Source organism: Ruegeria sp. YTSA226 (assembly GCF_059609905.1).
On sequence record NZ_JBXWMQ010000023.1, the window covers coordinates 1 to 25,251 of the forward strand.

General features: G+C 54.1%; 39 protein-coding genes and 1 tRNA gene. 20 read left to right on the top strand and 20 right to left on the bottom strand.

The genetic code is table 11. The features are described from left to right. On the top strand, positions 1-248 hold a 248-nt coding region (locus AC2FFF_RS18845; protein ID WP_496883047.1), incomplete at its 5' end, for a hypothetical protein. A gap of 202 nt (positions 249-450) precedes the next feature. Then, positions 451-621, top strand: a complete 171-nt coding sequence (locus tag AC2FFF_RS18850; RefSeq protein WP_185956608.1) for a hypothetical protein — start codon at positions 451-453, stop codon at positions 619-621. Positions 622-811: 190 nt separating this feature from the next. On the opposite strand, the gene typA is transcribed toward AC2FFF_RS18850, so the two are convergent. Together typA and AC2FFF_RS18860 are read right to left on the bottom strand one after the other, a co-directional pair. After that, positions 812-2,629 (bottom strand): translational GTPase TypA, encoded by a 1,818-nt coding sequence (typA, locus tag AC2FFF_RS18855; protein WP_271947178.1) that lies wholly within the window; start codon positions 2,627-2,629, stop codon positions 812-814. 76 nt (positions 2,630-2,705) lie between these two features. Beyond that, positions 2,706-3,041, bottom strand: a complete 336-nt coding sequence (locus AC2FFF_RS18860) for a DMT family transporter (protein ID WP_142633723.1) — start codon at positions 3,039-3,041, stop codon at positions 2,706-2,708. 175 nt (positions 3,042-3,216) lie between these two features. On the opposite strand from AC2FFF_RS18860, the gene AC2FFF_RS18865 reads away from it, so the two are divergent. Beyond that, a complete protein-coding gene (locus AC2FFF_RS18865) occupies positions 3,217-3,348 on the top strand; it encodes a hypothetical protein (RefSeq protein ID WP_271947174.1) in 132 nt (43 codons plus the stop codon). A gap of 54 nt (positions 3,349-3,402) precedes the next feature. Here the strand turns inward: AC2FFF_RS18865 and AC2FFF_RS18870 are convergent, their stop codons facing one another. Genes AC2FFF_RS18870 through AC2FFF_RS18880 form a run of 3 tightly spaced genes read right to left on the bottom strand, consistent with a single transcriptional unit; the run spans position 3,403 to position 5,455 of the window. Then, positions 3,403-4,560, bottom strand: coding sequence for an HD domain-containing protein (locus AC2FFF_RS18870; protein ID WP_496701054.1), 1,158 nt, complete (start codon positions 4,558-4,560; stop codon positions 3,403-3,405). Next, positions 4,557-4,802 (bottom strand): hypothetical protein, encoded by a 246-nt coding sequence (locus tag AC2FFF_RS18875; RefSeq protein ID WP_142633727.1) that lies wholly within the window; start codon positions 4,800-4,802, stop codon positions 4,557-4,559. The genes AC2FFF_RS18870 and AC2FFF_RS18875 overlap by 4 nt, the downstream gene beginning before the upstream one ends. After that, positions 4,802-5,455, bottom strand: coding sequence for an alpha/beta hydrolase (locus AC2FFF_RS18880; RefSeq protein ID WP_142633729.1), 654 nt, complete (start codon positions 5,453-5,455; stop codon positions 4,802-4,804). Before AC2FFF_RS18880 ends, AC2FFF_RS18875 begins: the two co-directional genes overlap by 1 nt. 178 nt (positions 5,456-5,633) lie before the next feature. Here AC2FFF_RS18880 and iscR point away from each other — a divergent pair, with 178 nt between their 5' ends. From iscR to AC2FFF_RS18925, 9 genes are all read left to right on the top strand, one after another. Beyond that, complete coding sequence (iscR, locus tag AC2FFF_RS18885; protein ID WP_142633731.1) at positions 5,634-6,092, top strand: Fe-S cluster assembly transcriptional regulator IscR; 459 nt, start codon at positions 5,634-5,636, stop codon at positions 6,090-6,092. A gap of 48 nt (positions 6,093-6,140) precedes the next feature. Then, a complete protein-coding gene (locus AC2FFF_RS18890) occupies positions 6,141-7,220 on the top strand; it encodes a cysteine desulfurase family protein (protein ID WP_496883048.1) in 1,080 nt (359 codons plus the stop codon). An 18-nt stretch (positions 7,221-7,238) separates the two neighbouring features. Next, positions 7,239-8,759, top strand: coding sequence for a Fe-S cluster assembly protein SufB (gene sufB, locus AC2FFF_RS18895; protein WP_281972082.1), 1,521 nt, complete (start codon positions 7,239-7,241; stop codon positions 8,757-8,759). A gap of 70 nt (positions 8,760-8,829) precedes the next feature. Beyond that, entirely contained in the window at positions 8,830-9,585 is a 756-nt protein-coding gene (gene sufC / locus AC2FFF_RS18900) for a Fe-S cluster assembly ATPase SufC (protein ID WP_142633737.1), read from the top strand. Further along, the gene (gene sufD, locus AC2FFF_RS18905) at positions 9,585-10,865 is read left to right on the top strand and encodes a Fe-S cluster assembly protein SufD (RefSeq protein WP_271947165.1); all 1,281 of its coding nucleotides are present in this window, start codon (positions 9,585-9,587) and stop codon (positions 10,863-10,865) included. Before sufC ends, sufD begins: the two co-directional genes overlap by 1 nt. Then, positions 10,865-11,350 (top strand): YIP1 family protein, encoded by a 486-nt coding sequence (locus AC2FFF_RS18910; protein WP_142633741.1) that lies wholly within the window; start codon positions 10,865-10,867, stop codon positions 11,348-11,350. Before sufD ends, AC2FFF_RS18910 begins: the two co-directional genes overlap by 1 nt. After that, positions 11,347-11,913, top strand: a complete 567-nt coding sequence (locus AC2FFF_RS18915) for a YIP1 family protein (RefSeq protein WP_142633743.1) — start codon at positions 11,347-11,349, stop codon at positions 11,911-11,913. Before AC2FFF_RS18910 ends, AC2FFF_RS18915 begins: the two co-directional genes overlap by 4 nt. A gap of 14 nt (positions 11,914-11,927) precedes the next feature. Continuing rightward, positions 11,928-13,148: a cysteine desulfurase gene (locus tag AC2FFF_RS18920; RefSeq protein WP_281972083.1), complete on the top strand. Its 1,221-nt coding sequence runs from the start codon at positions 11,928-11,930 to the stop codon at positions 13,146-13,148. A 66-nt stretch (positions 13,149-13,214) separates the two neighbouring features. Beyond that, positions 13,215-13,291 (top strand) — tRNA-Arg (locus AC2FFF_RS18925). 121 nt (positions 13,292-13,412) lie between these two features. Here AC2FFF_RS18925 and AC2FFF_RS18930 read toward each other — a convergent pair. The 11 genes from AC2FFF_RS18930 to AC2FFF_RS18980 form a co-directional block, all read right to left on the bottom strand. Continuing rightward, complete coding sequence (locus AC2FFF_RS18930) at positions 13,413-14,435, bottom strand: site-specific integrase (protein WP_496883049.1); 1,023 nt, start codon at positions 14,433-14,435, stop codon at positions 13,413-13,415. Further along, positions 14,432-14,647: a hypothetical protein gene (locus AC2FFF_RS18935; RefSeq protein WP_496700388.1), complete on the bottom strand. Its 216-nt coding sequence runs from the start codon at positions 14,645-14,647 to the stop codon at positions 14,432-14,434. The genes AC2FFF_RS18930 and AC2FFF_RS18935 overlap by 4 nt, the downstream gene beginning before the upstream one ends. Before the next feature lie 250 nt (positions 14,648-14,897). After that, positions 14,898-15,281, bottom strand: coding sequence for an HNH endonuclease (locus tag AC2FFF_RS18940; protein WP_496883050.1), 384 nt, complete (start codon positions 15,279-15,281; stop codon positions 14,898-14,900). Continuing rightward, positions 15,278-15,751: a NinB/YbcN family protein gene (locus AC2FFF_RS18945; RefSeq protein WP_496883051.1), complete on the bottom strand. Its 474-nt coding sequence runs from the start codon at positions 15,749-15,751 to the stop codon at positions 15,278-15,280. The genes AC2FFF_RS18940 and AC2FFF_RS18945 overlap by 4 nt, the downstream gene beginning before the upstream one ends. Next, entirely contained in the window at positions 15,751-15,927 is a 177-nt protein-coding gene (locus AC2FFF_RS18950; protein WP_496883052.1) for a hypothetical protein, read from the bottom strand. Before AC2FFF_RS18950 ends, AC2FFF_RS18945 begins: the two co-directional genes overlap by 1 nt. Further along, positions 15,911-16,183, bottom strand: a complete 273-nt coding sequence (locus AC2FFF_RS18955) for a hypothetical protein (RefSeq protein ID WP_496790563.1) — start codon at positions 16,181-16,183, stop codon at positions 15,911-15,913. The genes AC2FFF_RS18950 and AC2FFF_RS18955 overlap by 17 nt, the downstream gene beginning before the upstream one ends. After that, positions 16,180-16,794 (bottom strand): lambda exonuclease family protein, encoded by a 615-nt coding sequence (locus AC2FFF_RS18960; RefSeq protein ID WP_496883053.1) that lies wholly within the window; start codon positions 16,792-16,794, stop codon positions 16,180-16,182. The genes AC2FFF_RS18955 and AC2FFF_RS18960 overlap by 4 nt, the downstream gene beginning before the upstream one ends. Then, the gene (locus AC2FFF_RS18965) at positions 16,787-17,539 is read right to left on the bottom strand and encodes an ERF family protein (protein ID WP_496883054.1); all 753 of its coding nucleotides are present in this window, start codon (positions 17,537-17,539) and stop codon (positions 16,787-16,789) included. Before AC2FFF_RS18965 ends, AC2FFF_RS18960 begins: the two co-directional genes overlap by 8 nt. Before the next feature lie 15 nt (positions 17,540-17,554). Continuing rightward, the gene (locus AC2FFF_RS18970) at positions 17,555-17,800 is read right to left on the bottom strand and encodes a hypothetical protein (RefSeq protein ID WP_496883055.1); all 246 of its coding nucleotides are present in this window, start codon (positions 17,798-17,800) and stop codon (positions 17,555-17,557) included. After that, on the bottom strand, positions 17,793-18,005 hold the full coding sequence (locus AC2FFF_RS18975; RefSeq protein ID WP_496883056.1) for a hypothetical protein: 213 nt from the start codon (positions 18,003-18,005) through the stop codon (positions 17,793-17,795). The genes AC2FFF_RS18970 and AC2FFF_RS18975 overlap by 8 nt, the downstream gene beginning before the upstream one ends. A gap of 383 nt (positions 18,006-18,388) precedes the next feature. Beyond that, positions 18,389-18,697: a hypothetical protein gene (locus tag AC2FFF_RS18980; RefSeq protein WP_496883057.1), complete on the bottom strand. Its 309-nt coding sequence runs from the start codon at positions 18,695-18,697 to the stop codon at positions 18,389-18,391. Positions 18,698-18,999: 302 nt separating this feature from the next. On the opposite strand from AC2FFF_RS18980, the gene AC2FFF_RS18985 reads away from it, so the two are divergent. Further along, a complete protein-coding gene (locus AC2FFF_RS18985) occupies positions 19,000-19,350 on the top strand; it encodes a hypothetical protein (protein WP_496883058.1) in 351 nt (116 codons plus the stop codon). A 112-nt stretch (positions 19,351-19,462) separates the two neighbouring features. On the opposite strand, the gene AC2FFF_RS18990 is transcribed toward AC2FFF_RS18985, so the two are convergent. The 3 genes from AC2FFF_RS18990 to AC2FFF_RS19000 form a co-directional block, all read right to left on the bottom strand. After that, positions 19,463-19,987 carry a helix-turn-helix domain-containing protein gene (locus AC2FFF_RS18990; protein WP_496883059.1) on the bottom strand — a complete coding sequence of 175 codons (525 nt, stop codon included), beginning with the start codon at positions 19,985-19,987 and terminating at the stop codon, positions 19,463-19,465. Beyond that, positions 19,984-20,220, bottom strand: a complete 237-nt coding sequence (locus AC2FFF_RS18995) for a DUF4258 domain-containing protein (protein WP_496883064.1) — start codon at positions 20,218-20,220, stop codon at positions 19,984-19,986. The genes AC2FFF_RS18990 and AC2FFF_RS18995 overlap by 4 nt, the downstream gene beginning before the upstream one ends. A gap of 782 nt (positions 20,221-21,002) precedes the next feature. Beyond that, complete coding sequence (locus AC2FFF_RS19000; protein WP_496883060.1) at positions 21,003-21,320, bottom strand: helix-turn-helix domain-containing protein; 318 nt, start codon at positions 21,318-21,320, stop codon at positions 21,003-21,005. Positions 21,321-21,414: 94 nt separating this feature from the next. Here AC2FFF_RS19000 and AC2FFF_RS19005 point away from each other — a divergent pair, with 94 nt between their 5' ends. The 3 genes from AC2FFF_RS19005 (at position 21,415) to AC2FFF_RS19015 (ending at position 22,710) form a co-directional block, all read left to right on the top strand. Then, positions 21,415-21,660 (top strand): helix-turn-helix domain-containing protein, encoded by a 246-nt coding sequence (locus AC2FFF_RS19005; RefSeq protein ID WP_496883061.1) that lies wholly within the window; start codon positions 21,415-21,417, stop codon positions 21,658-21,660. A 191-nt stretch (positions 21,661-21,851) separates the two neighbouring features. Beyond that, positions 21,852-22,181, top strand: a complete 330-nt coding sequence (locus tag AC2FFF_RS19010) for an HNH endonuclease (RefSeq protein ID WP_496883065.1) — start codon at positions 21,852-21,854, stop codon at positions 22,179-22,181. Between the two features lie 82 nt (positions 22,182-22,263). After that, positions 22,264-22,710, top strand: coding sequence for a helix-turn-helix domain-containing protein (locus tag AC2FFF_RS19015; protein ID WP_496700367.1), 447 nt, complete (start codon positions 22,264-22,266; stop codon positions 22,708-22,710). A gap of 2 nt (positions 22,711-22,712) precedes the next feature. On the opposite strand, the gene AC2FFF_RS19020 is transcribed toward AC2FFF_RS19015, so the two are convergent. Further along, the gene (locus AC2FFF_RS19020) at positions 22,713-23,324 is read right to left on the bottom strand and encodes a type VI secretion system-associated protein TagO (RefSeq protein WP_496700366.1); all 612 of its coding nucleotides are present in this window, start codon (positions 23,322-23,324) and stop codon (positions 22,713-22,715) included. Positions 23,325-23,519: 195 nt separating this feature from the next. Between AC2FFF_RS19020 and AC2FFF_RS19025 the strand changes: the two genes are divergently transcribed. From AC2FFF_RS19025 to AC2FFF_RS19040, 4 genes are read left to right on the top strand one after another with little or no spacing between them, the layout of a single operon-like run. Continuing rightward, a complete protein-coding gene (locus AC2FFF_RS19025) occupies positions 23,520-23,681 on the top strand; it encodes a hypothetical protein (protein WP_496700365.1) in 162 nt (53 codons plus the stop codon). A gap of 5 nt (positions 23,682-23,686) precedes the next feature. Further along, a complete protein-coding gene (locus AC2FFF_RS19030; RefSeq protein WP_496700364.1) occupies positions 23,687-23,890 on the top strand; it encodes a hypothetical protein in 204 nt (67 codons plus the stop codon). Then, entirely contained in the window at positions 23,891-24,349 is a 459-nt protein-coding gene (locus AC2FFF_RS19035; protein WP_496883062.1) for a RusA family crossover junction endodeoxyribonuclease, read from the top strand. After that, positions 24,346-25,170 (top strand): helix-turn-helix domain-containing protein, encoded by an 825-nt coding sequence (locus AC2FFF_RS19040; RefSeq protein WP_496883063.1) that lies wholly within the window; start codon positions 24,346-24,348, stop codon positions 25,168-25,170. Before AC2FFF_RS19035 ends, AC2FFF_RS19040 begins: the two co-directional genes overlap by 4 nt. The last annotated feature ends 81 nt before the right edge of the window (positions 25,171-25,251 follow it).

Consider the following 25,251-nt stretch of genomic DNA (forward strand, 5'->3'; position numbering starts at 1 on the left):
CCACCTTCGCCGCCGTCGCCACCTTCGCCGCCGTCACCACCTTCGCCGCCGTCGCCACCTTCGCCGCCGTCACCACCGTCGCCGCCGTCACCACCGTCGTCATCATCGTTGCCGTCACCATTGCCGCCACCGCCGCCGCGGGTATCACCGCCGCCGCCGCCGCCACCGCCGCCGCCGGTACCACCGCCGCCGCCACCGCCGCCGCCGGAACCACCACCGCCATTTTCATCAGCAGCGCCGTCTCCTGATCGTTGCTCATTTCCGAGAATAGATGCGGTTGGAAAGTCAGTCAGAACTGCTGCAAAAGCTGGGCAACTCTCCAATGTACGGGACAAGATGTCCTCGAAATCTGAGCGTCGCTGCAAATAGCGCAGCATCCGGGCGTCTACGACAGAACATGCACAAAGCGTTTCAGTCGATACCGACTGTTTGGCTGTTCGTATTGTACACATGTCTGAAGCTGAAGCGGATACAGCTGAAATAACTGGGAATGTTGCTGAAACAAATACTATTGAAAGTAAGCGAGACTTAATGCGCATGGCGCTACTCCTTGATACTCATTACTCAAAACTTGGCAGGCAAACAGGTGCCATACTTTGGACACAAATACATCCCTTTTGAGCCAGAATTACAAGTTTCCTAAAATTGTGAATGTTAAAAGTGAAACAACTTAAAGAGGAAAGTGTAGGTAAAACAAAAAGAAGGCCCGCTTTGAGAGCGAGCCTTCCAGGATGGGCCTTAATACGCGTGTGCGCAAATATGTCACGATTGTGTTATTGTTTCCAATCTGTGAACTGCATCACTGCAATGATCAGGCAGATCTTGCCATACGCTTGCGCTCGTGCGGATCCAGAAAGCGTTTGCGCAGACGGATTGCGTTCGGGGTCACTTCGACAAGTTCGTCATCGTCGATATAGGCGATCGCCTCTTCCAACGAGAACTGAATATGGGGTGTCAGGCGCACAGCGTCATCCGATCCGCTGGCCCGGACGTTGGTCAGCTTTTTCCCCTTCAGCGGGTTAACCTCAAGATCGTTGTCGCGCGAATGCTCGCCGATAACCATACCCTGATATACATCGGTCTGAGGGCCAACAAACATGCGGCCACGCTCTTCGAGGTTCCAAAGGGCATAGGCAACTGCTTGTCCGTTCTCCATCGAGATCAGAACGCCTGCGCGGCGGCCCGGAATTTGTCCTTTATGCGGTGCCCAGTCGTGGAACACACGGTTCAAAACGCCAGTACCGCGTGTATCTGTCAGGAATTCACCGTGATAACCGATCAACCCGCGTGACGGCACATGGGCGATGATGCGGGTTTTGCCCGTACCAGCAGGCCGCATCTCGGCCAGTTCACCTTTGCGGACACCTGTTATCTTTTCAATGACCGAGCCGGAATACTCGTCATCAACGTCAATGGTGACTTCTTCGATGGGCTCCAGGCGCTGACCGTCTTCTTCGCGGAACAGGACCTGTGGGCGAGAGATACTCAGCTCGAACCCTTCGCGGCGCATGTTTTCGATCAGAACACCCATCTGCAATTCGCCGCGTCCCGCAACTTCGAAGGCCTCACCGCCCGGAGTGTCGGTAATGCGAATGGCGACGTTTGATTCTGCTTCTTTCATCAAACGGTCGCGAATGACACGGGACTGAACCTTTTTACCGTCTCGGCCGGCAAGGGGCGAATCGTTGATACCAAAGGTCACTGTGATTGTCGGCGGGTCGATCGGCTGCGCGGGCAGAGCGTCTTCGACCTGTGGGGCAACAAGCGAATCTGCCACGGTCGCTTTGCTCATACCTGCGATGGTGACGATATCGCCCGCCTCGGCCACATCAATGGGTTGCTGCCCCAGACCGCGGAAAGCCAGGATTTTTGAGGCGCGAAAGTTCTCGATAAGTGTTCCGTCCCGGCTGAGCGCCTTGAGGGTGTCACCTGCCTTGAGCGTACCACTTTCGACACGGCCAGTCAGAATGCGGCCGATGAACGGGTCGCTGCCCAGTGTCGTGGCAAGCATCCGGAAGGGTTCGTCCTTGCGTTCGATCTGTTTGGGAGCTGGGACGTGGTCAACGATCAGGTCGAACAGTGCTGACAGATCCTTGCGGGGTCCTTCCAGCTCCATATCTGCCCAGCCCGACCGGCCTGAGGCGTACATTGAAGGGAAATCAAGCTGATCGTCATCCGCACCAAGGTTTGCGAACAGATCAAAGCATTCGTCCAGCGCGCGGTCTGGTTCGGCGTCGGGCTTGTCGACTTTGTTCAGCACCACAATCGGACGCAGACCCAGCGCCAGCGCCTTGGAGGTCACGAATTTGGTTTGCGGCATCGGACCTTCGGCAGCATCGACCAGCAGGACAACGCCGTCGACCATGCTAAGGATGCGTTCAACCTCGCCGCCGAAATCGGCGTGGCCCGGCGTATCGACGATATTGATCCGCGTGCCTTTCCACTCCACCGAAGTGGCCTTTGCAAGGATGGTGATACCACGCTCACGCTCGAGGTCATTGCTGTCCATGGCGCGTTCTGCGACAGCTTGATTTTCCCGGAACGCACCGGATTGTTTTAGCAGCTCATCGACCAGCGTTGTTTTGCCGTGGTCCACGTGAGCGATGATTGCGATATTGCGCAGGTCCATGAGAGGTCAGCCTTTGAACGGGAAGTTGACGCGCGCATAACGCGGCTCGGCGAAATATGCCAGCCCTAACCGATCGTCAGTGTCCTGCTGTACCGGAAAAGAGGTGTATGATTAGTATTCCACCCAAAATCATGCTGAGTCCAGCGATCCCGGGTAAATCCAACCTCTGACCAAAGACAATGAAACCGATGATGGCAATCAGCACGATTCCAAGGCCGGACCAGATTGCATAGACGATACCAACCGGCATGTATTTGAGCGTGAGGGCCATCAGATAAAAGGCAATTCCATAGCCAACAACCACAAGCACTGACGGCCAGAACCGGCTGAATTGCTGGCTGGCCTGAAGTGCAGTTGTACCAATCGTTTCGGCAACAACTGCCAACAGCAGTAGAAGATATGCTTTGGGCACGGTGGTCTCGCATTCAATAAGGTTGCATTGGGTTGAGCACGAAATGACCGATACCCGCAAGCGATAGCAGGAGTTTTCTGGCATCCGTCAGGGGTCAGGATTACCCGACTATGTGGATTTTCGGCAATGTGATACTTTGTCCGCGTTTTATCGTGTTTTTTTTATGAGTATCGCCATGACGAAATTTGCAAAATACGTCATCGCTCTTTCGGCACTTATTGTTGCGCTTGGGTGGCTTGCTGGCGGGGGGTCCGTCGAAACAAAAGCAGCCCGAAATGTTGAGCGATTGATTGGTACATCGGTTTAAGCGACTGCCGAATACAGGAAAAAGGGGTGTTATGCTCCTTTTTCCGCTGTGTTTTCAGCTTTCTGCAGTCTCAGAAAAGTAACCCCGAAGTAACGGATCCAGCCATGCCCACAGGGCTGGTGCACCGGGAATAATCACCGTGCCGACACGGCTGTGGATTTGTTCGTATGTGACGTTGTAATCAATCCAGGAACCGCCTCCTGTCTCGAGGTTGCCAACCGGGGTCTGGAAGCGATCAATCGCTTTGGCGAAACAGGCATCGGGGCTTTCGGCCTGTTCAAACTCCTGCCAGATCGACATGAATTCTTGATTTTGCACCTCTGGGAGCATTCCAAACAACCTTTGCGCCGCAGCAAGTTCCTCGGCGGCTTGTGCCGCGTGGTCGACCTGCCCATGAATTGGGTGATCACCGGCGTCAATTTCAACAATGTCGTGCAGCAAAAGCATTCTGAGGGCGCGGTTTACAGAAACGGAAGGGGCTGCATATTCGGACAGGACCCAGGCAAAAAGCATGATGTGCCAGGAATGTTCGGCTGAATTCTCAAACCGGTCATCATAGAGCAGACGCGATGCGCGCTGAACCGATTTGAGTTGGTCAGTTTCGGACAAGAAACCCAAACGCAAAGAAAGCTCGGAGGTTTCGAGTTTGCCTCCATTCAGCAGTGCTTGGGCAAGATTATATGCGTCCGGGAAAGCTTGTTGCAGATAGGCAGCGCGACCTTGTTTCAGGTTGTCATTCACGACAGCTAAATGCTCTGGGTTTGGCCGTTCTGCACACAGCACCTGAAACATCGGTTGCGACCGATCCAGAATCTTGGCGAATTTCGCGTCCGGAGTGGTGTCGGCCTCGAATTCTTGCCAAAGAGCCAGAAACGTCGTGGCCTGATCAGCAGGCAGCATGCCAAACAGCTCTTCAGCAGCTGTTTGTTCCGCCAATTCCAGTGCTTTCCAATCTGTTTTCAGGTGAATCGGGTGATCGCCTACGATGATTTCGACCAGATCATGCAGCAGTAGCATTTTGATCACGCGGTCGATATTCACGTCTGGCCCTGCAACCGGTTCCAAAACCAGGGCCCAAAGCGCCAGTTGCCAACTATGCTCAGCCGCGTTCTCTGGGCGGGACTGATCCAACAAGGCGTTGGCACGATTGACAGATTTCAGCCTGTCCGCGCGTTTAAGGAAGTCGATTTGCGCGGACAATCTTTGCGTCATTGTTTTTCTATAGCTTTCAGTTTTGACCGATGTTCGGTCAATTTCTCGACGACAAACTTGCGGGCCTTACGTTCGGCCATCCGGACACGGATCTCGGTCAGGAATGCTTCTTCCAATGTTTGTGAGGACGCCCCGATCACTTCGCCAACTTCCATGAAGAAGCGGTCGTTTCCGGTTTCGTCCATCACTTTCATTGTGTCTTCGGCCAGCTTGGAAGCAAGCCTGATGATCGTGTCGGACATTAGCGCGTGTTCTCTGTCAGCCGCCGTTTCACATAGTCACTTACATCAGTGATCAGCGTATCCATGTGGCGATCCTGAAAGAAGTGGTCTGCACCCTCAACTTCGTTATGGGTGATTGTGATGCCCTTCTGTTCATGCAGCTTGTTAACCAATGCAGTGGTGTCTGCAGGCGGGGCTACCCGATCAGAGGATCCGTTGATAATCAGACCCGAAGAGGGGCAGGGCGCCAGGAACGAGAAATCATACATGTTGGCTGGCGGAGAAACGCTGATGAAACCGGTAATCTCAGGGCGGCGCATAAGCAGTTGCATCCCGATCCAGGCTCCGAACGAGAACCCTGCGACCCAGCAGTGTTTCGAATTGTTGTTCATCGACTGCAGGTAGTCCAGTGCCGATGCCGCATCACTCAGCTCGCCTACGCCCTGGTCATATTCGCCCTGGCTGCGGCCAACACCGCGAAAGTTGAACCGCAACACGGTGAAACCCATGTTGTAGAACGCATAGTGCAGATTATAGACCACCTTGTTGTTCATGGTCCCGCCAAATTGAGGATGCGGGTGCAACACGATGGCGATCGGTGCGTCTTTTTCCTTTTGCGGGTGGTAGCGGCCTTCCAGGCGGCCTTCGGGTCCGGGAAAAATCACCTCGGGCATGTGTGCATAGGTCCTGTCTTTTTCTTCTGGGTGTCCGGAAATACTTGACGATAATCGTCGGACACCTTAGAACGGTTCTAATTGTGATAGTCGGCGCAAGGGCGCTGTCAGTCGGAGATACGCACTGGCAGCGGCGGCGTCAATGATTTCGCGCGTTAACTGCCATAAGGGAATGAGAATGAAGCTTTCGACCAAGGGTCGTTACGCGATGGTGGCCTTGGCTGATATCGCTCTTCAGTCTTCTGACGGACTGGTAACGCTGAGCGAAATTTCCGAACGGCAGGACATCTCGTTGCCTTATCTTGAACAGCTGTTCGTAAAGCTGCGCCGGGCCGAGCTTGTCTCGTCAGTGCGCGGTCCGGGCGGAGGTTATCGGTTGGCGCGCCCTGCGTCGGAAATCCGTGTAGTCGAAATTCTGTCCGCCGTCGACGAAACTGTAGACGCGTTGAAAAAAGGGGCAGGGGCATCCGGGGCCTCATCGGGCAGTCGTGCGCAATCGCTGACCAACCGATTGTGGGAAGGGCTGAGTGCCCATGTTTATGTGTTTCTGCATCAAACGCGGCTTTCTGATGTGATCAGGAACGACTTGGCACCCTGTCCGGCTGTTCCCAATCTGTTCGCGGTCGTGGACGAGTAAGATGAATTTGCTTTGTCCAAGTCCCTTTGGTTGCCAAAAGGTGCATCCATGAATCGTGTTTACCTTGATCATAACGCCACAACGCCAATTCGCTCCGAAGCGCGCGATGCGATGATCACGGCAATGGATCAGATCGGTAACCCTTCCTCGGTTCACGCTGAAGGACGAGCGGCAAAGGCCATGGTCGAGCGTGCACGGGCGCAGGTGGCCGAAGCTGTCGGGTGCCGACCGCAGGAAGTTATTTTCACCTCAGGTGCGACCGAAGCGGCTCGGGTCCTGCAGAATAGACCGAATAATTGCGATGTGTTCGTCGATGCAACGGCGCATGACGCGCTTTGGTCGCATCTTGATCTATCGAACTGCGACGAACGCCCGTTCGGACCTGGTCACATCTTAGCAATGGGGTTGGCGAATTCAGAAACAGGTATCGTTACCTTGCCACCGAAAAAGGTCGAAGGTCAGTGGCCCTATGGCGCACGGCGCGCCGATTGGTTGTTGCTGGATATTACACAGGCTGTTGGCCGTATTCCCTTTTCCTTCGCCTGGAGCGATGCGGATATGGCGGTTCTTTCGGCGCATAAAATCGGCGGTCCTAAGGGTGTTGGCTCTCTGATCCTAAAACAAGGGCTGGACATCAACCCGCTTGCTGTTGGTGGCGGGCAGGAAATGGGCCGGCGCTCCGGGACGGAAAACGTTGTTGGAATCGCGGGTTTTGGTGCCGCTGCCGAGGCCGCAGTGAAAGATCTGGCTAACGGTGTTTGGGAAAATGTTGCTAAATTTAGAAATATTCTAGAGAACGCTCTTGAGGCCGGATCGAAAGCGACTATTTTTGTCGGGAAAGATCAGGAGCGACTCCCCAACACTTTGTGTTTTGCAACTCCCGGATGGAAAGGGGAGACGCAGGTTATGCAGATGGATCTGGCTGGATTTGCGATCAGCGCAGGTTCGGCCTGTTCAAGTGGCAAGGTAAAGACCAGCCGAGTTCTGACGGCAATGGGATATGACGAGGTAACGGCAGCCAGCGCAATTCGCGTATCGCTCGGCCCTTGGACGACAGAAGATGATGTGCTGCGTTTCGCGGATACGTGGCTGGAAAAAGAGAAAAAGCATCGCGCGCGTGCCGCGTGATCTGACGGAGGATAAGTCATGGCCGCTTTGGACCAGACTCAGGTAAAAGAAGGTGTCGATCAGGAAACCGTTGATGCGGTGCGCGAGGCCGGAACTTATAAATACGGCTGGAACACCGATATCGAGATGGAATACGCCCCAAAAGGCGTGAACCCCGATATCGTCCGTCTGATCTCGGACAAGAATGAAGAACCGGAATGGATGACCGAATGGCGTCTGGCCGCGTTCGAACGCTGGACCAAGATGGAAGAGCCGAAATGGGCGATGGTCAGCTATCCCGAAATCGACTTCCAGAACCAGTATTACTATGCCCGTCCGAAATCGATGGAGGTAAAGCCGAAATCGCTGGATGAGGTGGATCCGAAGCTGCTGGCTACTTACGAAAAGCTTGGTATCCCACTGAAAGAACAGATGATTCTGGCTGGCGTCGAAGGTGCCGAGGATATGCCCGTCGAAGGGCGCAAAGTGGCCGTGGATGCGGTGTTCGACTCGGTGTCCGTTGGCACAACTTTTCAGGCCGAACTGAAAAAGGCAGGTGTGATCTTCTGTTCGATTTCTGAAGCGATCAGGGAACACCCCGAGCTGGTCAAGAAATACCTGGGCACTGTGGTTCCGGTATCCGATAATTTCTATGCCACGCTGAACTCGGCCGTGTTCTCGGACGGGTCATTTGTCTACATCCCGCCGGGCGTACGCTGCCCGATGGAGCTGAGCACCTATTTCCGCATCAATGCGGAGAACACCGGTCAGTTTGAACGCACCCTGATCATCGCCGATAAAGGCAGCTATGTCAGCTACTTGGAAGGCTGTACTGCGCCTCAGCGCGACACTGCGCAGCTGCATGCTGCCGTGGTCGAAATCATCATCGAGGAAGATGCCGAGGTAAAATACTCGACCGTTCAGAACTGGTACCCCGGGGATGAGAATGGCAAGGGCGGCATCTATAACTTTGTGACCAAGCGCGCGGATTGCCGCGGCGACCGGTCCAAGGTGATGTGGACGCAGGTGGAGACCGGCTCTGCCGTGACATGGAAATACCCGTCCTGCATCCTGCGCGGCAATGAAAGCCAAGGTGAGTTCTATTCGATCGCGATTGCCAATAACTATCAGCAGGCCGACACTGGCACCAAGATGATCCACCTCGGCAAGAACACCAAGTCTCGGATCGTTTCGAAAGGGATCAGCGCGGGCAAGGCGCAGAACACCTATCGCGGGTTGGTCTCGATGCATCCAAAAGCCAAGGACAGCCGCAATTACACCCAGTGTGACAGCTTGCTGATCGGCGACAAATGCGGGGCGCATACGGTGCCCTATATCGAGGTCAAGAACAACTCATCGCGCGTCGAGCATGAAGCGACGACGTCGAAGGTCGATGATGATCAGCTGTTCTATTGCCGTCAGCGCGGAATGGACGAGGAAGAGGCCGTGGCCCTTGTTGTCAACGGGTTCTGCAAGGACGTGCTACAGGCACTGCCAATGGAATTTGCGATGGAGGCCCAGCAGTTGGTGGCCATCAGTCTCGAAGGATCTGTGGGTTAATCCCGACTTTCCCTGAATTCAGAACATACAGGGGGCATGACCCTCTTGCGATACGCCAAAGGAAATAAACATGCTGGAAATCAAAAACCTGCACGTCAAACTTGAAGAAGAAGACAAGCAAATCCTCAAAGGTGTCGACCTGAAGGTTGAGGCTGGCAAGGTACATGCGATCATGGGGCCGAATGGCTCGGGCAAATCGACGCTCAGCTATGTGCTGTCCGGTCGGGATGGGTATGAAGTGACCGAAGGCTCGGCGACCCTTGGTGGTGAGAACCTGTTCGAGATGGAACCGGAAGAGCGCGCAGCAGCCGGTGTTTTCCTGGCGTTCCAATATCCGGTTGAAATCCCGGGCGTTGGCAACATGACCTTTCTGCGCACCGCTGTGAACTCACAGCGCAAGGCCCGCGGGGAAGAAGAGCTTTCAGCAGCCGATTTCCTGAAAGAGGTGCGCGCCAAGGCCAAATCGTTAAAGATCGATGCGGATATGCTGAAGCGCCCTGTGAATGTTGGCTTTTCTGGCGGTGAGAAAAAGCGCAACGAAATACTGCAAATGGCCATGCTCGAGCCCAAAATGTGCATTCTGGACGAGACAGATTCCGGTTTGGATGTAGACGCGATGAAACTGGTTGCCGAGGGCGTGAACGCGCTGCGCGACGAAGCGCGTGGTTTCCTTGTTATCACGCATTATCAGCGCCTTCTGGACCACATCAAACCTGATGTCGTGCATATCATGGCCGATGGGCGGATTGTAAAAACTGGCGGTCCCGAGTTGGCACTTGAGGTTGAAAACAACGGTTATGCCGACATTCTGGCCGAGGTGAACTGATGGCGTTGCCCCAAGCAAAACAGACTGCGACAGAGGAGCGGTTGGCCGTCCTGTCGTTGCCCGATGCCGGATGTACTCGCGCTGCGCGCGAGGACGCAATTGCCCGTGTGCGCCAAATGGGCTTGCCCAGCCGGCGCGACGAGTACTGGAAATACACCCAACCCGATACGCTCGTATCGGCTGATGCAGCGCATGCGGCGCTGTTCGAGTCGGACGAACCGCAAATGTTCGATGAATTCGACCGCTTGAAGATTGTCTTCGTTGACGGAGTGTTCAATCCGGAAGAGTCCGATGATCTGACACTCGAAGGTGTTTCGATCGACCGGCTTGAAGATATTTGCTGCAAAGATATCCATTGGGCCAAAGACTTGTACGGCGTTCTTGAAGCAAATGGACAAGTCCCGGTTCAGCGCCCGCTGGCCGCATTGAACACCGCATTTGCATCAGACGGCGTGGCCATCCATGTGACCGGTAAGCCATCGAAACCGATCAGCCTGATCTATCGCCATGCGTCCGAGGATTCGGATGCGATCCTGCATCACGTAGTGCGGGTCGAAACTGACGCCGAGGTTACCATTCTCGAAAACGGGCCGGCGGCATCGCGTTTCAACAAATGTATGGAAATTGACATTGCCGATGGTGGCTCGCTGCACCATGTGCGGGCCCAGGGTCGTGACCACGAGCGTCGTGCGGCGACGCATATGTTTACACGGTTGGGTGCCAATTCTGTCTACAAATCCTTCACCCTGACTATGAACGGTGTTCTGACCCGGAACGAACAGGTGATCGAATTGACCGGCGATGATGCGGTGGCGCACGTGGCCGGTGCCTGCGTCGGAGATGGCGATTTTCACCATGACGACACGGTGTTCGTCACCCATGACGCGGTTGGTTGCGAAAGCCGCCAGGTGTTCAAGAAGGTGCTGCGGAACGGCGCGACCGGCGTGTTTCAGGGCAAGATCCTTGTGAAAGAGGGCGCCCAGAAAACAGACGGGTATCAGATCAGCCAGTCTTTGCTGCTGGATGATGATAGTCAGTTCCTCGCCAAGCCCGAGCTTGAGATCTATGCCGATGACGTAGTCTGTTCGCACGGTTCGACATCAGGTGCGCTTGATGAAACGGCTCTGTTCTACCTGCGGTCTCGGGGTGTGCCCGTCAAAGAGGCAACAAATTTGCTGACTTTGTCGTTCCTAGCCGAGGCTGTGGAAGAGATCGAGGATGAAGGCCTTGCGGAGGCTATGGTTGACCGCCTTGAAGGCTGGCTTTCTCGGCGAAGCTGATGCCGGTAACGTCGGATATAGTGGCCACATACCGTGGACCAGGCCGGGTTGTAAGCCGGCTTCTGGATTTGGGCGAACGTGAGGACCGCGCTTTGGTCTTTGTAATGGCGTTCTGCGTGGTGGCATTCATTGCGCAACTGCCACGTTTGTCCCGGCGGGCGCATCTCGAAGACCTCGAACTTAACATGCTGTTGGGCGGTGCCTTGCTTGGAACTGTCATTATCTTGCCGCTGTTCTTTTACCTTCTGGCCTTCGTGTCCCACGGTGCGGCGCGTCTGTTCGGCGGAAAGGGGACTGCCTATGGCGCAAGGTTGGCTCTGTTCTGGGCGTTACTATCCTCGACGCCGTTGATTTTGCTGAACGGCCTTGTCGCTGGTTTTATTGGTCCGGGGACAACCATGACCACTGTCGGGTTGGTTTGGTTCGTCGTATTCCTGTGGTTCTGGTTTTCGGGCCTTAGGCAAGCGCAAAGGTATGCGGAATGAATCCGGCCGTGCTGAGTCAGATTGCTGTTCTGACCCTGACCAACCCTGCCGAAGCGGCAAGACGGTTGCTGGATCTGCGTCCCGGGCGTGAAGTTGTCTGGCTGGCATTCTTTTTGGCTGTCGTTCTGAACGGTGCCATCCAAATTGGTATCGAACAGATGGTCCCTGTCCCGCAAGGTGAACCGCTTCCCGTTTCTGATCCTGTTATTCTGAACCTTCTACGTTCGTCAGGCGCGATGCTGCTCAGCGTGGTGGCTCTTCTTTTTGTTGGTCGTACTATCGGGGGCGTTGCGACATTCAAAGATATCCTGATCCTGACGATCTGGCTGCAATTCCTTCAGATCGCAGCGATGTCGGTGACGCTGATCGTTTCGATGGTTGTTCCATTTATGATGGTCATGTTTTTGCTGGCGACCGCACTTGTCAGCCTTTACGTCTCAATGCATTTCCTGAATGAAGCTCATAAGTTCAACTCGATGCTGAAATCTTTTGGGGTCATTCTGTTATCCGCACTGATTTCAATCTCATTTGTCCTCATGTTCACACCCAGCGGCCCGGTCTAGGGAAGAAAAATACGATGTTCGATCTGCAGAAAATTCGCGCTGACTTTCCGATCCTGTCCCGAGAGGTAAACGGCAAGCCGCTGACCTATCTGGACAATGGAGCATCAGCTCAGAAGCCACAGGTTGTCATTGACGCTGTGACGCGGGCTTATACCGAAGAATATGCAAATGTGCATCGCGGGCTGCACTATCTGTCCAATCTGGCGACCGAGAAATACGAATCCGTTCGTGGAACTATTGCCCGATTTCTGGGCGTAACGGATGAAGATGAGATTGTTCTGAACTCGGGCACGACCGAAGGCATCAATCTGGTCGCCTATGGCTGGGCGATGCCGCGTCTTCAGGCCGGGGATGAGATCGTCCTGAGTGTGATGGAGCATCATGCAAACATCGTACCCTGGCATTTCCTGCGCGAGCGTCAGGGAGTGGTGCTGAAATGGGTGGATGTGGATGCGGATGGTGGGCTTGATCCGCAAGCTGTCATTGATGCCATCGGTCCAAAAACCAAGCTGGTCGCGGTGACCCATTGTTCGAACGTGTTGGGCACGGTTGTGGATGTCAAAGCAATCACCGAAGGCGCCCATGCCAAAGGCGTCCCGGTGCTGGTGGATGGCAGTCAAGGCGCCGTGCATATGCCGGTCGATGTCCAGGATATCGGCTGCGATTTCTACGCCATCACCGGGCATAAGCTTTATGGCCCATCGGGATCGGGAGCGATTTACATCAAATCTGACCGGATGGCCGAAATGCGCCCGTTTATCGGTGGCGGTGACATGATCAAAGAGGTCAGCAAGGATCAGGTGATCTACAATGATCCACCGATGAAATTCGAGGCGGGAACTCCTGGCATCGTGCAAACCATCGGACTGGGCGTCGCTCTGGACTATCTGATGGATTTGGGGATGGACAACGTTGCTGCTCATGAGGCCGAGATCCGAGACTATGCGATGCAGAGGTTTGCGGGGCTGAACTGGATTCAGCTTCAGGGGACACGGCCGGACAAAGCGGCGATCTTTAGCTTCACTTTGGACGGTGCAGGCCACGCACATGACATTTCGACGATTTTGGATAAAAAGGGCGTCGCTGTTCGGGCCGGGCACCATTGTGCTGGACCATTGATGGATTTCCTCGGAGTAACCGCGACATGCCGCGCAAGTTTTGGTCTCTATAACTCGAAAGATGAGGTCGATACCCTGATCGAAGCGCTTGAACTTGCGCATGATCTGTTCGCGTGAAACCTGTTTGATCCGGGTCGATTTTCAGTTGCACCCGGACCGGAACAAGGTTAGCTAACGGCTCAGGCACCTGTAGCTCAGCTGGATAGAGCGCTGCCCTCCGAAGGCAGAGGCCAGAGGTTCGAATCCTCTCAGGTGCGCCATTCAACAAATATTATGAATACAAATCAAATGCTTATCCAGCTGGTTTCCACTTGGTTTTCAAGCGGTTTCCCAAATTCATTCTTTGTTCGTTCTCTTTTTCGGATTGTTTTTTGCGAGGCACTATCGCTTCCTTATGTCTAGGACTTTTCTTTCACCAGAAACCAGCGCCCTTTTGTTCACATCCCTGGTGTAATCCTCGATCTCTTTCAGGCTGTCGTGGCCTGTCCAAGCCCCGATCTGGTGTGGTGTCCATCCTGCGTAGACGAGAGACATCGCTCGGGCCTTTCGCAAACCGTGGGCAGTTCTGTCGTCGGGCAGCCCTGCAGATGACGCGGCCGCGCTGATGAACTGAGACAATGCCTTCTGACTTCGCGGCTTTCCATTGCGCGTGGTGATCCAAATCATGTCGCCGCTGATGCTATCGAGGAACATCTTCTGGTCGGTTTCAAGTAGGGGCGGTGGCGGGGCAGTGATCGGCACAACGGCAGTCCCGCCGGTCTTTTGCTGGACGAATTCCAGTATTCCGTCTTCAACTTTCTGCCACCCAAGGGTTCGCGCATCAACGCATCTCGCTCCGGTCCAAAATACGACTTCCATTGCCTGCCGCTCCGGTGTGCCGATTGCCCAATGCTTTCGGAACTTACTTATGTCGGCGGCCGTCCAGGGCTGATGTGGCTTCGGGTCGTATTTCGAGATTACAGCATCCCGCGCCGGGTTGGTGTCGATCGCACCTTGTTCTTTTGTGTACTCCAGAAGGGCGCGCCAGATCGTCCGACGGGGGCGGGCCGCTCCGGCTGATACCTTCGCGAGATCCTTGTTGATGTGATAGGTGCGCAGATCCGTGATTTTGCTGACGCCGTAGGCTTCGCTCATCTGATCGAGAATACGCCGCCAAACTACTTGCGTGCTTGGTGCGCGGCCCTCAAAAGATTTGGAGCCCTTGAAGGCTTCAATAGCTGCGGCAATCGTCCCCGCTTTTGCGCGCAGTTTTTTTTCGGGTTCAGCACTTCCGGCGGCAAGATACGCCTCAAGAAAACGCGGGTCATTTTCGGGAAGATTCGGCAGGGGAACCAAAGACCCACCGACACGGCGATAGACATAAACGCTGCCATTTGGCTTGGTTATCCGTTTGATGCCCTTCAACCGAATACCCTGTCGCATGTGTTTTCTTGCCCCTGTTTGCCCTCATAAGGGAGATTGTCGGCATAGGCGTCAAGGTCGGCGATATCGTATAACTTGTTTCCACCGTCTTTTTTGCAGGGCAATTCGAGGCCGCGGAACTTGGATGTCGAGACACCCAAATAGTACGCGGCAGCCTTTGCCTGCATCAGTCGTGGTGGAAACTGGAAACTCATATTCCCTCCTGTGTCTCGTCCTTCTTCTCAAGGGATAAGCGGGTCATGGGGTAGGGTCATTTTCTGACCAGCCGGCCCTCACCGCCGGTATCGGATTGCCGCTTGGGCGATCACAGCGCCGCTGATCGAATGTATCTCAGTATTCACTCGCGAATGCTCCTGTATGCTTTTGGCCGTTCCCACGGTTGTCTCCTTTTCCCCTTCCCGCCACTCACCAACGGGAAGGGGCACCCGGCACCATGCAAGGTGTTCAATCTTCGTCTCGCAGAACGACGCCGCCGCCGATCTTGCGTTTGAATTTGGAATTGCGACCACCGGGCAGGGGTGTCTTGCACTGGTGGATTCCGAGATGTTTTGAGCGAACACGGCGATCTTTGGATTTCCGAGCGACGTCGTTTGCAGTTTTAGCCTTGTGAACCTCTTTCAGCGCCGGTTGCAGGTTGCTTTCGCGGTTCTCGCCACCGATGGCCAATGCCTGGACGTGGTCGATATCCCAAGCGTCACCGGGTTGGATTTTACGCCCGGTGATGCCGCACATGCCGCCGTGAGCTTCAAACACCCTCAGGCGAACGCGATGCGGTACGCGCGTGTCAGGCGTGGCGCCGATCCATTCTTTGGTCGCTCGGCCCGTCATGCCGCGTCTTTCTGGCGATAGCGGCTCTGGTACTTGGCCAGCTCGGGATCGGGATCGGTCAGGTGTAGCCCCATCTGAAGGCTCTCGCGCTGAATGGTGTCCATGTATCGGACCATCTGCCGAACCTTCATCAGGCGGGTCACACCGAAGTCCAGATCACGCATGACGCGCAGTTTGGTCTCATAGGGCAGGGGTTTGATCATCGAGTCATAGGCTTCACGGAACTCTGCGCTGTCTTCACGCATGATCGGGACACCGTGGCGCAACTTCCAATCGGCCTGCACATCAGCCGCATCCCTGTCGCCAAGCTGTTGGGCAACCTCAGCGGCCCAGAGCCACTGCAGGGAGTTTTGGTCCTTGGTGCGATCTCGCCCCTGAACCCATTCCACAGTGATCGGCAGTTTCAAGTTGCCAAGGAACCGGGTGAATTCGGACAGGTCGTCTTTGGTGTCGATCACGCGATGGGGCATCAGTTCGCGCCCATGATGGAGGCGTCTAAGATGGCCTCGGTTAGGACATCGGTTTCGATGCCTGTTTCCACTGCGACCTGCTCGATAAGTTCGGAATGATCCGCACCTTGAGGCGTCGTCATTGCCTCGGCTTCGCGCTTGAAATACACATCAACGGCATCAGCTACGGCTTGCATTTTCATCCTCCGTTCTGTTGGTGATGATGTCGCCTTTGATGGTGGAAACGCTCACGCCAAGGTGCTCTGCCATGTCTGCAATGGTCATGGAGTGCATCATCTGTCGAACCGCCAAGCGCCTTTGAATGACAGGTTTGGTTCTCCCCTGGCCTGCGCCGTAGTTGGGCTTTTGGCCAACGCCTGTCACCGCTCTAAGGCGCCTGTTGCACTGTTCGGCGTCCGCTTTCACTTTTTCGAGAGTTTCGAGGAACGTCATGCAGCCTCCTTAGATATCTTTGTGAGCGCGTCCGTCATGGCGCCTACGTTTGCGATAAATTGTGTCACCGCCTTAGTGATTTCCTCGGATAGTTCGGCGTCAGGCTCTACGCGCTTGACGAAAAGCTGCAGGTCATGGGGAAGGGCTGGGCAGAAAGAAACAAAGTCACACCAGTCCCGACCTGTGCAGATCATCTGCCAGTGCATTTGCAGCAGATACTTGCGGTCGATGTTTTTGCCAGTGATCGTCTTGATGTGGGTTGCAGGCTGCGGGCATTTGATTTCCACAAGACCCACATCTCCTATGAGGCCATCAGGGCTCGCGCCAGTCATGGCAAGCGATGGGTGCGGGATGAAACCGACCTCGGCCACATCAACGCCGCACGTCAGTTCATACATTGCCCGCGCCTGCGGCTCGGTATCTGTGCCGTGCTGCATGGCCGCGCTGGTGAACATCTCGGTCGGCTGGCCAGTCAGACGTTCGCAAATAAGCTGAGCTTGGTAGTTCTGATAACACGCCGTTGCGGGCTTCATCATCACATCAGCTATTCGCGATGCCGTAACCTTTCCAAGCCGCTCCTGGTGCCATTCTGCGCTGCCTTGCTCAACCATTGGTTTTCGCCTCCACGTACTTGTTGAGGCGACCCATGGCGTCTTCAAACAAAGTCGCCGGAAATTGCTGTAGATCTGCGGTGTCTGGGCTTTTGTGCCCAAACGCCATGTGGAACTTGCGGGGCTCCATTCCGCTTTCTTCAAGCTTGTCGCGCAGCGCTATGTATTGTTCGGGGCTGACTGTCTCGACCGCGCTAGCACCATTTCCGTCATTGTCATCGCCGATGGCAATATCGAACACGGCGCAAAACAAGTAGCGGCGACCGTAAGACGTAGTGCTGCCATAGGCGTGGGTCTGTGTTTTGTTCGCAGCACCCTTCATTCCGCGGTCATCAATAGGAATCTCGGACACGTCGCTGACGGAGTGACCAGCGCGGCTCAACGTCCAACGCATGTTGATGTATCCGTCGCGCCCGCCGATGACCGGAACAGCGCTAAAGCTGAACCCGTGCTTGGCAAGGACTGGCTTGCACTCGTCGTAAATGTCTTTGAGTTTTGCGAATTTGCTGCGTGTCTGGTCGTTGTCGTGCCGCGCGGCGATAGCTGGCATTTCAGCCTGAGCATCGGCCTTGGCCTCATTGAATGAGGTCTCAGCCGCTTTGTCTTCTAAGCGTTCTTTCATCGCAAGCATTCGTTCCAGCTTGTCGATGTCTGCGCCGGGGTCTAAGGCCACGCGCTCGATCATGGAAACCATTGGATCAGCCGGAAGTGTGGGTGTCTCATCGATCTTGGCAAGGGTACTCATAGCTCAGGTCTCCTTTCAGGGCTGAAACTGGAATGTGTTGTTGACCTCGGCAGGCGGGATAGAGGCGTGACACCCGCCGAGGTCGTACTCGCAATCCCGGGACAACGGTTGCGAGATCTGGTAGGCCCAAAAAACAGTGACAAACGCCAAGGCAATGACCATCAGTATCAAGAGGTTGAGGATGTTCCCCACCGAGCGACGGTATTCCGCGTCCTCGTATTTGGAGTGAGACAGGTCGGGGATGAAGCGGAAGTCACTCATTGATCCGCTCCCAATTCATCTGCAGGACATAGGTTCGGTGCGCATGGGAGGCTGAGACTGCCAGCAGGCCGCAGAACAGGCCGATCAGCAGCTTGGCCCCAAACGGCAGGCTCTCGCTGGCGTCACGGCGCATCTGCGCGGCGTTCATGCGCTCGAAAGCAGCTTGAATGGTGTGGGGGATTTCCACCCCCTGTGAGTCGAACAAACGACCCTCTACGCTTTCGGCGCTGGTAGTGCCGGCACACCGCGCAGTCCGGTCGTCACCGGATGCTGAGTTCCATGCGCACCTTTCGCTATAGGTGTCTTTTCCTGACTGCCGGACAGGCACATGGATTCCCGGCGCTCTCGCAAACCGGGCTCCGCCACCTAACGTGGGGATCTCTGAAACTGATGAAGGGCCTCCCACCCTCTGGGGCCTGGGAGTGGCCTCTGACGCAAACTCGTCACCAACAACACTGGTTACTGCGCCTAAATTGCCCCGACAGGAACGCGCCTTTGTTCCGTGAGCAGGATTGGCTTTGGTAGGTCCTGCCGGGTCTTGCGCCTGCTCGATAGGCGCGGGGGAGAGGGGGAGGTGGGTCATCGCCATCACTCCGCCGCCATGGGCGGGTAGGGGCTGCGGTAGATCGCAACCTCTGCGTCGGTGAAATGATGCCCCGAACGGATGAGGTTACCGGCTTCCTCAAAGGTCGTGCCAAGCACAAAGCGCTTATGCGCGGCGTCAGGATACATCGGCTTGAGATTGGCCTTGAAAAGCACTTCATTCGCGTCGGCTGCCGTTGTCAACGCCGCCCAGAAGATCTCACCAGTGTTTAGGTCCGTCATACGCTGAAAGACAACAAAGCGCGGGCGTTCTGAAACACCGTTGCGGTAATGAATGTCGTTGGCTGTAAGCATATCGTCTCCCTCTCGTCACAAGAAGGAAGTTAGCAAATAGCTAAATAGGTGGTCAATAGATAAATTAGCTAATAGCTAAAAACTTTGCTGCACTTGATAGCAACGCTAGAATCAGACGCGTCAATCCTTGGAAAATGTACAGTGGTACGGCACGCCCAGCACCCCACACGAGCGTGATGCGCAAAGTCGGTCGTCTAACATTCGAAAACCAATATATTTGTTAACGTGTTTGATTTCGGGCAAAGTCTCAATATAGCATCTAGTTTACGTTATCAGTCACACATTGGTTAATGAGGATTAACATGTTCAAGATTGTTTTGGGGTTATCATCGGTCGTTTTGCTTGCGGCTTGCGCGCAGCAGCCTGCATCAATAGCCCCAGTTTCCTTTGGCGATACATATTCTGAGATATCTTGCAAGCGCGCCGCTGATCTCTACAAACAGGAATCGGCCAAAGTGCCGTCTTTGGTGGCTGCTCAAAAAAATGCAGTCTCGGGTGATGCTTTGGGTGTGTTCCTGATTGGCGTCCCTGTTTCCAGCCTTTCCGGGGCGGATCTGGAAGGTGAAATTGCCGCCACGAAGGGTAAGCTGATCGCTTTGGCCGGGCGGCTTGAGGCCTGTGGTACTTCTCCAGCGCAAGTCGCGTGGGGGTAAATAGATCTTACCAGAATAACGGTATGGCTCATTCGATCCTCGAACCAGCCATACCTATCGCGCAAAGAAAAACCCCGCCGGGGCGGGGTCTCGTTTCACCTAATCGGGAGGGTTAGGCTGTCGCGAATCCTCTTGGATCATTGATCTTTTCCCAATGCCGCTTTGCGCGGCTAAAGACCAGGTTCTCCACATTGGCTTCACTCTCTTGATAGAGGCCAATGATTACTCCCATGATATCAGCCTGCTGCTCTGGGAACAGGTGCGACACATACAGGGCGCGAAGCAACCGGTCCGCAGGGCCTGTGATATCTGTCTGGTCAATCTTCTCATATCGGGCGATCATTTGCTCTGACACACCAATCTCGTTTGCCAGCGCAACTTGCGATTTCTTCATCTGCTCACGCAGAAAACGCACGTCTCGCGCGTTTAGATGCGGGCGAGATAGCACGATCTCAAGCCCAATGCGTTTGTGGAGTTCATCTGCGTCTTCGATAATCACAGATGGACCATACAGATCATCTTCCACAATGGTGAACCCATCATGCAGATAGATGCCATCAACGCCGCACGCTCTATAATGGTGCGGTTCACGTTCTGGCTGCTCGTTGCCTCTGCAAAATGAAAGTATCTCGGTCATTTATTGTCATCCCACATAACTGTGATCAGTATGAGTTGCTTACTTTGTGTAACAACCGCGGTGATCACGCTTGCGCTTCTTTGTCCGAGCGATGCTTTTGTCACTCGAACAACGGAATTTCCTTTCCTATCAGTTTCTTGGTACTCAACTGTTCCGGTCCTCAGCACATCCAAGGTCAAATCGTAGCTAATGTTCCGTTCGTACATCCGGTCTTCAGCATGGATGGAAACCATAATGTTCTTAGTGTCCCTAGAATAATGGCGCACCTGTTTGGTCAAGTTCTCGTTTTGCAGTCGGTAGGACAATTTGTTGGTGTCAGTCAAGCGAAAAAACCTATCATATTGATGGGTGGTCTAGGTTCTCGCCTCCCCTCAAAGAGCCCCGAACTACCCCTGCATTACCTATCATTATGATGGCTACATTGTGTCTATTCAAGTTAAATTACTGTTAGCGCGGCAAGCTTCATAATTCTTGACACGCAACTGCCTGCTATACTTTGGTTTTCGAAGATACCCCAACTCTCACCCTGACACTGACAATACGCCAACATATTCCATAATAAGCACACGTTAATAGGTTTAGCGCGGTACAGTAGGGGGTGCGACGGTCTGGCCAGGTTGGGCAATGCAGATTCGAATCTGCGGCTTCTTTTACGCTTGAAAGAACACTACGGGGATCTGAACTGCGCCCTGGTGCAGGAATACGTTCGTTCAAATGGTCCCGCCAGCCAACGACAGATTGCACAAGATGTTGGGCTTCACCGGGATTTGGTCTCTCTCTGCATACAAGAGTGGCCGGAATCCGGCCACCACTATCGATGAATTAATATTCAGCAGTTTGCATTTTTCATAAATCTCGCCCTAAAGTGTCACCGTGAGATTATCTCGCGGGTGGGGCCGAAAGATATATTTTATACAGGGGTTTGCATTGGTACATTGCGTCGATGGGGCGAGCGGAAAGTTATCCGACATATGGGAATTGTACTGTCGCTTAAGCGAAGATGAACGGGAAAAGGTTATTGATTATGCGATCGGTCTGAAGAGGAAGAAAGAGCTTCAGCAAACTGAGTCACCCGGTCAACGTCTTCCTTGGAAAGTTCATCGATAGCCTTTCTAAGGCGATCCCACTGGTCATCCGGCTTCTCACCAACGAGTTCTGGTGGTGAAACACCTAGCGCAGCCGATAGGCGCTCCATCAAGTGGTTGTTTAGATTCTTAACGCCTCTTTCGACCTCAGACATGTGAGGTGTGGACACGCCAACTTTCTCCGCAAGTTGAGAAATTGTTAGGCCGCGCTCTTTTCTTATTCTTCGTATCTGTAAATTTAGCTCCATGCTAACTTACTACTTCTTGTTGTGAATTACTACGATTAGCAAATGGCTAAAAAAATGCTTGTCAAAAATTAGCTATTAGCTAAAGTATGGCGGCATGAAACACCTTGCCTCATACTTGTCGGAAACCGACACACCCCAGACGGTCTTCTCTAAGAAGGTTGGAATCTCGGATGGGTACCTGAGCCAAATATTGTCCGGCACTCGTTATCCGAGCTTCAATCTTATGCTCAAGATCGAAACGGAAACAGAAAACCAGGTTTCTGTCGATTCCTGGCGCCAAATAGCGGCGAGCAGATCTAAGAGACCGGAAAGAGGTCAGACTGCGGAGGCCGCAGAATGAGCAAGGAGATCCCAATCTCGGAGCTTCGCGAGCTCGTTCTATACAGTCCGGACACGGGAAGGTTCTGGGGAGGGCCTTCATCGTACACGCCCGGCAAAGAAATTCTGAACCACAAGACACAGTTTGGGTATCTGATCGGAAACCTTGGGAAGGGTTACAGGTATTGTGCCCACCGGGTCGCTTATGCACTGATGACCGGTGCTTGGCCGACTGAACAGATCGATCACCTGAACAGAAATCGCGCCGATAACCGTTGGTGCAACATAAGGCCAGCTAGCGCCTGCCAGAATAGGTGGAACTGCATCCGAGATCGGTCCTGCAGTGGATACATCGGTGTCAGCACCATTGTCGGAAAAAAGCACAGATTTAGGGTTCAATTCAAAAATAAGGGCGAACGTATCAATATCGGGAGATTTCGGTGCCCCACGGTCGCAGCTATCGCCTACGACAAGGCAATATTGCCGCTGCGTGGAGATTTTGCAGTAACAAACTTTCGCTACCGTGAAGGGGGACGACGATGATCGCCGCCTCCCGGTTAATGTTCTCGTACTCAAATCACTTCCTGACATGTGCTGAACATGGCACCGGATCGGCGGTGTTCCAATGAGCAATGACCTTGTCGTTTCGCAAGATGCTGCGCAAAGATCGCTCAAATCAGCTCTGTGCCTGTTTGTTGGCCGCGGCCGTCGTTACTCCTGCGCCGAGCTTGCCGCAGCCAGTGGCGTCTCTCAGCGGACCATAGAGAGTTACCGGGCAGGGGAGGCCATGCCATCGGTTGAGCGGTATCAGTCGCTCTGCTCGGTTATGGGGCAGGCCTTCTTTGCCGCAACCATCAAGCATATGCCTTTCGAGGTGCGATCGACCGAACCAACGGACATCACACCCCAACAGCTTTTGACGGAACTCCTGTCTACAGGTGGGTTACTGGCTGAGTGTCTGGAAGATGGTCGGGTAGATCATCAGGAAAAAGCGCGGCTGAAGCCGAGGCTTGCGAATCTTCGACAGCGGATCACCGAACTGGAAAATGCCTTATCCGAGGTCGCACTATGACGCTACCAGTTGCAAGCTTCGCGCAAGGGCAGAATAGCCTCATCCAATCCAGTAGTGTCGAATTTGACGGTAGTTTTGGATTCATTGTACGGGGTGAAGCGCATCAAAAGTTTATCAGATCCGATCAGTTTCTTAATGAACGGAATAGAGCTGCCACCACGCCAGAGCCCAAGCGCTCTGTTGTCTGTGCTGGCTTCAAAGTTCCTGTCACCTGCAGGCTGGTCGTCAATGCGGTAATCCACAACTCCGTAACCTCCGTGGCCAGATGCCACGTGGCACTCTGTGATCAGAAAAATGGCCGTCGTATTCTCCATACATCTGATCATCAAAGTAGCTTTTTCCGGAGACTTATACCTACCACACTGAGCGGGCTCATTGGACCTAACCGACAGGAAAACATCGGTAGTGTCCTTAAAGTCAGATCTGTCTTTACGAAGATGCCAGTCTCCTCCGGAAGGAGAAGTTTCAATTGTCTCGGGTGTGCGACCAGAAACTTTGTCGTAGCAGCTAAGGCGATCAAGATCGTTTTCTATCGTTGCGCACTCGCCCAAAGCCAGAGCTGTTTGGCCGGAAAATGTAAGTGCAAACGCTGTAGCGGAAATCAGTTTTTTCATAAGGAGGTCCTTGGTCGTATTTTGGCTTTATGCGCCGAATTTATGAGAATCTGCGTAGATAAAATCACTAGAACTATGGCTAATCAATGGCTCAATCTGAGAGTCCTGCATAATCTCCTTGCTGGAGACATTCGTGAACTTCCTTCCCTTTCAACTGCTTGGCCTTCGGGCCGGGCTTTTCTGGGGGAGGGGTGAATGGGCAAGGTCGACATCGTCAAAACAATCACAAGCCTAGCTGAATTGGATGGGTATGAGGCCCAAGCCAAGCAGCGCGGAATTACAGGCGATGAGCTGCGCGCCATACATGACATGCGCCAGAAGCTCACACCCAAACGCAAGCGAAAGGGTAAGGGATGAGAGTCGTGAATGTACTGGAGCGCATCAAGTCCGGTGAGAAGGTCATGGTTACTGTTGCCAGCGGTCGCATGAAATACAACCAGTACAGCCTAACCGATGGGACTGAGGTTGATCACGTTCAATTTGAGAAGATACGCGGCTTTTTGACACCGGAAGACTGCGGGCTGCTTCCTGAAGTGGAGCCGCAAAGCTACGTCTGGGCTGGATAGATGAGCTTCATTCTGACACTGCCTTTGCCGCCTTCCGTAAATGCACTGTACGAGGGCAGGGGGAAGAACAAGCGAAAGACCGTCAACTGCAAAGCCTGGTTCGATGAGGCAGGGTGGCGCATCAATGAAGCGCGCGCTGCCGATCGGTACAAGCCGCTTGTCGGTGAAAGCTGGTACTGGACCGACGTTCGCCTGCCCGCCAATCATCTGGGGGACAGCGACAACCGCCTCAAGGCCCTGCACGACCTTCTGCACCAAATGGGCGCTACCCCAGACGACAAGTGGCTTCTCGGCGGCACCTATATGCGCTGCCCGGATGTGGCGTCAGGAACGTGCGTGGTTTCCGCTGTGACGGTACCAAACGGCGTAGAGACCCATGCTGATGAAATCCGGCTTTTGGCAGATCGACTGTCCTCTGACGGGTGCCTTTCAATAGAGTATCGGGGGATCGTCACGTGAGTCACGCCGCCACAAATTGGGCGATCAAACAGCGTGGATTAAAGCCCGCCACCAAGATCGTTCTCTGGTATCTCGCTGACTGCCACAACGGCCACACAGGTCAATGCAATCCTAAGCAATCGACCCTTTCTCATCTTTGTGAGATGAGCCGATCCACCCTGAATAGCCACCTCGACAAGTTGGAGGCGTTAGGGCTGATCCAACGCGTACAAAGCGTCGATCCAGTGACGAAAAAACAGCGCCCCACAAGCTATGTTTTGACCTTGGATGACCCTCAAAATGCCGTGTCCGAAAATAAGACACGGACACAAAATGTAGATAAGCAACCACAAGATGTAGCGGAGCCGTGTCCGGAAACAAGACACGGTGCCGTGTCCGGAAATGAGCCAGAGCCGTGTCCGGATTTTGGCCAATCCCGTGTCCGGAATCCGGACACTAAGAACCTTGGAAAGGAACCAGGAATAGAACCAACAGGCGCGCAAGCGCGCGAGTGTGTGTTTGAAGATTTCATTGAGATTTGGCCAAACAAGGAAAACCTCCACAGGGCTCGGATGTCTTGGGCGAAGCTGAACGAAGCTGAACGTTTCTTTGCAACCGAGAAGGCAGAGGCGTTTTGGGCCACCTGGCGAAAAGCCCACCCATACGCAGCGCCGATGCAGGCTGCGACTTATCTCAGGGACCGCCGCTGGCAAGATGACTTCCACCCGTCGGAAACTTCCGAAGATGATCCTGACAAACGTGCGACACTTATCGCTGAAATGAAAGCCAGTCCGATACCAGCTGTTCGCCAACAAGGGGAACGAATGGAGAAGTCTGGATGACCGAGACTGTCTGACGTCAGCACCTACCGGATAGATTTAGGGTTTGAGCAACGGAGGATTTCTGGTTCATCGAAGCCATTA

Coding starts and splice junctions, on each gene's coding strand:
- AC2FFF_RS18850 (WP_185956608.1), top strand. CDS start 451: ATGTCTGAAGCTGAAGCGGATACAGCTGAAATAACTGGGAATGTTGCT.
- typA (WP_271947178.1), bottom strand. CDS start 2,629: ATGGACCTGCGCAATATCGCAATCATCGCTCACGTGGACCACGGCAAA.
- AC2FFF_RS18865 (WP_271947174.1), top strand. CDS start 3,217: ATGACGAAATTTGCAAAATACGTCATCGCTCTTTCGGCACTTATTGTT.
- AC2FFF_RS18870 (WP_496701054.1), bottom strand. CDS start 4,560: ATGACGCAAAGATTGTCCGCGCAAATCGACTTCCTTAAACGCGCGGAC.
- AC2FFF_RS18875 (WP_142633727.1), bottom strand. CDS start 4,802: ATGTCCGACACGATCATCAGGCTTGCTTCCAAGCTGGCCGAAGACACA.
- AC2FFF_RS18880 (WP_142633729.1), bottom strand. CDS start 5,455: ATGCCCGAGGTGATTTTTCCCGGACCCGAAGGCCGCCTGGAAGGCCGC.
- iscR (WP_142633731.1), top strand. CDS start 5,634: ATGAAGCTTTCGACCAAGGGTCGTTACGCGATGGTGGCCTTGGCTGAT.
- AC2FFF_RS18890 (WP_496883048.1), top strand. CDS start 6,141: ATGAATCGTGTTTACCTTGATCATAACGCCACAACGCCAATTCGCTCC.
- sufB (WP_281972082.1), top strand. CDS start 7,239: ATGGCCGCTTTGGACCAGACTCAGGTAAAAGAAGGTGTCGATCAGGAA.
- sufC (WP_142633737.1), top strand. CDS start 8,830: ATGCTGGAAATCAAAAACCTGCACGTCAAACTTGAAGAAGAAGACAAG.
- sufD (WP_271947165.1), top strand. CDS start 9,585: ATGGCGTTGCCCCAAGCAAAACAGACTGCGACAGAGGAGCGGTTGGCC.
- AC2FFF_RS18910 (WP_142633741.1), top strand. CDS start 10,865: ATGCCGGTAACGTCGGATATAGTGGCCACATACCGTGGACCAGGCCGG.
- AC2FFF_RS18915 (WP_142633743.1), top strand. CDS start 11,347: ATGAATCCGGCCGTGCTGAGTCAGATTGCTGTTCTGACCCTGACCAAC.
- AC2FFF_RS18920 (WP_281972083.1), top strand. CDS start 11,928: ATGTTCGATCTGCAGAAAATTCGCGCTGACTTTCCGATCCTGTCCCGA.
- AC2FFF_RS18935 (WP_496700388.1), bottom strand. CDS start 14,647: ATGAGTTTCCAGTTTCCACCACGACTGATGCAGGCAAAGGCTGCCGCG.
- AC2FFF_RS18940 (WP_496883050.1), bottom strand. CDS start 15,281: ATGACGGGCCGAGCGACCAAAGAATGGATCGGCGCCACGCCTGACACG.
- AC2FFF_RS18945 (WP_496883051.1), bottom strand. CDS start 15,751: ATGCCCCATCGCGTGATCGACACCAAAGACGACCTGTCCGAATTCACC.
- AC2FFF_RS18950 (WP_496883052.1), bottom strand. CDS start 15,927: ATGCAAGCCGTAGCTGATGCCGTTGATGTGTATTTCAAGCGCGAAGCC.
- AC2FFF_RS18955 (WP_496790563.1), bottom strand. CDS start 16,183: ATGACGTTCCTCGAAACTCTCGAAAAAGTGAAAGCGGACGCCGAACAG.
- AC2FFF_RS18960 (WP_496883053.1), bottom strand. CDS start 16,794: ATGGTTGAGCAAGGCAGCGCAGAATGGCACCAGGAGCGGCTTGGAAAG.
- AC2FFF_RS18965 (WP_496883054.1), bottom strand. CDS start 17,539: ATGAGTACCCTTGCCAAGATCGATGAGACACCCACACTTCCGGCTGAT.
- AC2FFF_RS18970 (WP_496883055.1), bottom strand. CDS start 17,800: ATGAGTGACTTCCGCTTCATCCCCGACCTGTCTCACTCCAAATACGAG.
- AC2FFF_RS18980 (WP_496883057.1), bottom strand. CDS start 18,697: ATGCTTACAGCCAACGACATTCATTACCGCAACGGTGTTTCAGAACGC.
- AC2FFF_RS18985 (WP_496883058.1), top strand. CDS start 19,000: ATGTTCAAGATTGTTTTGGGGTTATCATCGGTCGTTTTGCTTGCGGCT.
- AC2FFF_RS18990 (WP_496883059.1), bottom strand. CDS start 19,987: ATGACCGAGATACTTTCATTTTGCAGAGGCAACGAGCAGCCAGAACGT.
- AC2FFF_RS18995 (WP_496883064.1), bottom strand. CDS start 20,220: ATGGTTTCCATCCATGCTGAAGACCGGATGTACGAACGGAACATTAGC.
- AC2FFF_RS19000 (WP_496883060.1), bottom strand. CDS start 21,320: ATGGAGCTAAATTTACAGATACGAAGAATAAGAAAAGAGCGCGGCCTA.
- AC2FFF_RS19005 (WP_496883061.1), top strand. CDS start 21,415: ATGAAACACCTTGCCTCATACTTGTCGGAAACCGACACACCCCAGACG.
- AC2FFF_RS19010 (WP_496883065.1), top strand. CDS start 21,852: ATGACCGGTGCTTGGCCGACTGAACAGATCGATCACCTGAACAGAAAT.
- AC2FFF_RS19015 (WP_496700367.1), top strand. CDS start 22,264: ATGAGCAATGACCTTGTCGTTTCGCAAGATGCTGCGCAAAGATCGCTC.
- AC2FFF_RS19020 (WP_496700366.1), bottom strand. CDS start 23,324: ATGAAAAAACTGATTTCCGCTACAGCGTTTGCACTTACATTTTCCGGC.
- AC2FFF_RS19025 (WP_496700365.1), top strand. CDS start 23,520: ATGGGCAAGGTCGACATCGTCAAAACAATCACAAGCCTAGCTGAATTG.
- AC2FFF_RS19035 (WP_496883062.1), top strand. CDS start 23,891: ATGAGCTTCATTCTGACACTGCCTTTGCCGCCTTCCGTAAATGCACTG.